The organism is Pseudoalteromonas sp. SG41-5 (genome assembly GCF_014164495.1).
GTDB classification, from domain to species: Bacteria; Pseudomonadota; Gammaproteobacteria; order Enterobacterales; family Alteromonadaceae; genus Pseudoalteromonas; species Pseudoalteromonas rhizosphaerae.
This window is the reverse complement of sequence record NZ_JACJFH010000200.1, coordinates 1-2466: the sequence shown is the minus strand read 5'-3', so window position 1 is coordinate 2466 and position 2466 is coordinate 1. Positions and strand designations below refer to the sequence as shown.

The window sequence follows — 2466 nt, the reverse complement described above, 5'->3', positions numbered from 1 at the left end:
AAGGCCTATATGTTAGCCGGAAAAGAAATATTTGAAGATCATGAAGAAGATGGACTTTTTTACTATGACTTTTTGAAGTCCGAAGTCCAGCTATAAACGAACATAACGCTAAGGACAGCACATGCAACCTGACATTAAAAACATCCCACAACAACTCGGTCAGTACCTTTATCAGCAAATAAAAGAGCCGTGGCTTGAAGCACAACTTATTTTAAATTACGAAGATGAAAGCGTACTTGAATGCAAAGCGCATTATCAAACTGCTTCCGATGCAAGCGAACAGCCGATTACCGTGACAGACGAGATAGTCGGTTTATTCAACACCCTATTTGTGAATGCCACTAAACACCAACCAGAAAACTGGACGCGCGCCATTTTCACGATTAATCGCCAAGGCCAATTTAATCTCAATTTTGAGCGTGAGAATACCGTTCATGACATCATCGTTACTTCGTAAATGCACTAGAAAGCCAATTTAAAATTTAAGGATGAATGAAATGAAAAAGCTCAATGTGGGTTCTACATTACTAAACAAAATATTTAAGTCAAAAAAATCTACCCTTGTATCTAAAATCCTCGAGTTGGGTAAAACGATAGAAGACCCTGAACGTATGTTTAGCTTCTCTGGAATGCGAGAGGATTTAAGTGAATTATTAGCTAGTTCGCAAACAAATGAAGAAAAGCTATACGCAAATTACTACTTATCAATGATTTACTCTAAGAGTTATGATTATGAATCTGAAATTATTAGTCACTCAACGATAGCTTTGGAATTAAATGCAACTTTAAAAAAGTTAAATCAAGAGCAAGTATTTTCTTTAAATCACCGTTTATACGAAGCATATAGTGAATTCAATGAACATCAAAATGCACTTGAATACTTACAAGCAGCAATCGCTAATGCTAACCACCGTACTCAAAACGAAGTGTCTAATTTAATTGCGTTAAAAGCGGCTTGCTTCCATGAGGTTGGGCGATATAAAGAAGCGTTGCAGCTTAATAAAGAAATTTTGAGTAATCCTGATTTAGAAGAAATAAAACATCTCATTTTAAATAATTTAGCAAACAATAGTTACGAACTTGGTTTGATGGAAGATGCTGAGCATTACCTAAAAGAAATGTCAAAAACAGACTGTGGTTACCCTGAAGATACTTTTATAAATAAGTTTAACAGCATATTCCAACTAGCCGTGCTTAAATTTGAATTAGGCGAAATTGAAAAATCAACCAATCTATTTCAGCAACGACTGAAGCTTGCCATTGATTATGGTGACTGTGACTATATTGAAGAAGCCGAAATAGACATTCAGCAATTATATGAAAAACAGCTATCTCAGCAAAATTAAACTTGATTTGAAAAGGCTTAAGTAGCGCTAGCTTAGCATGCAAAAATGTTATGGGTTAAAGCCCTTTTATTAGATCTCTTTGACCTTTTTAAGTTTCTATGTAGGGGCAGACCAAAGTTACTATGAGTGATATAAAAAAGTTAATTAATTACCTGATAGAGAAAAACTCAGAAGAGCAAACTCACTTTGGCGAAGGTTTTTTTCTAACGCCTATCAGTTTGGATGAGGTAAAGGCTTTTAGTGCGTATTTCACCAAAGCCTTCAAGTTTCAACCTCCAAGTGAATTTTTAGATCTATTAAAAATATCAAATGGCTTTTCTATAAATGGATTAAATCTCTATAGTGCTAAAGAACAAAATGAACCATATTACTTAGCTGGAATTATTGAAGCCAATCAAGAATTTCATGTAGAAGAATCTTTACGTAATTTCGTCGCTTTTTGTGATGAAAGCAGCTCAAGGGTGGTTTATCACTTAGAGGTAAATCAATTTCAGATTGTAGACTCTTTCACGTGGGAAGAGCTAGAAAGTTTCCCGACTTTAACTTTGGCGATAAGCTCTTTACTTAAAACAGCAAATATTTTTGAATAAATCAAACAACGCTAAGGACAGCATATGCAACCAAATATTAAAAACATCTCGCATCACCTAGGTCAGTACCTTTATCAGCAAATAAAAGAGCCGTGGCTTGAAGCACAACTTATTTTAAACTGCGAAGATGAAAGCGAGCTTGAATGCAAAGATCATTATCAAACTGCTGCTGATACAAGCGAACAGCCGATTACCGTGACAGACGAGATAGTCGATTTATTCAACACCCTATTTGTGAATGCCACTAAACACCAACCAGAAAACTGGACGCGGGCTATTTTTACCATTAATCGCCAAGGCCAATTTAATCTCAACTTTGAGCGTGAGAATACCGTTCATGAAGTAATCACAGCGCAGTAAATGTACTCATTGATAACTTGAATTCAAGTAAAAATAAACCCGCTTTTTAACAACATGGATGTTGTAAGGCTGAGCGCTAGAATCGTTTAAGATTAGTGTTTAGCCATACATTTTTGCGTGCCTGCACAACACATCCACAGACACCATTTAGCTGTTAGTTATGTACTCTC

Annotated in this window: 4 protein-coding genes; all 4 read left to right on the top strand. The window is 35.7% G+C overall.

Annotated elements, in window-relative coordinates:
• The first annotated feature begins 121 nt into the window (after positions 1–121).
• Positions 122–457, top strand: a complete 336-nt coding sequence (locus tag H5232_RS22920; protein WP_182762738.1) for a DUF600 domain-containing protein — start codon at positions 122–124, stop codon at positions 455–457.
• Between the two features lie 40 nt (positions 458–497).
• Positions 498–1346, top strand: a complete 849-nt coding sequence (locus tag H5232_RS22915; protein WP_182733888.1) for a hypothetical protein — start codon at positions 498–500, stop codon at positions 1344–1346.
• Positions 1347–1468: 122 nt separating this feature from the next.
• The gene (locus H5232_RS22910; protein WP_182831600.1) at positions 1469–1936 is read left to right on the top strand and encodes a YrhA family protein; all 468 of its coding nucleotides are present in this window, start codon (positions 1469–1471) and stop codon (positions 1934–1936) included.
• 24 nt (positions 1937–1960) lie between these two features.
• Positions 1961–2296, top strand: coding sequence for a DUF600 domain-containing protein (locus tag H5232_RS22905; RefSeq protein ID WP_182719716.1), 336 nt, complete (start codon positions 1961–1963; stop codon positions 2294–2296).
• Positions 2297–2466 lie beyond the last annotated feature (170 nt).

Coding starts and splice junctions, on each gene's coding strand:
- H5232_RS22920 (WP_182762738.1), top strand. CDS start 122: ATGCAACCTGACATTAAAAACATCCCACAACAACTCGGTCAGTACCTT.
- H5232_RS22915 (WP_182733888.1), top strand. CDS start 498: ATGAAAAAGCTCAATGTGGGTTCTACATTACTAAACAAAATATTTAAG.
- H5232_RS22910 (WP_182831600.1), top strand. CDS start 1,469: ATGAGTGATATAAAAAAGTTAATTAATTACCTGATAGAGAAAAACTCA.
- H5232_RS22905 (WP_182719716.1), top strand. CDS start 1,961: ATGCAACCAAATATTAAAAACATCTCGCATCACCTAGGTCAGTACCTT.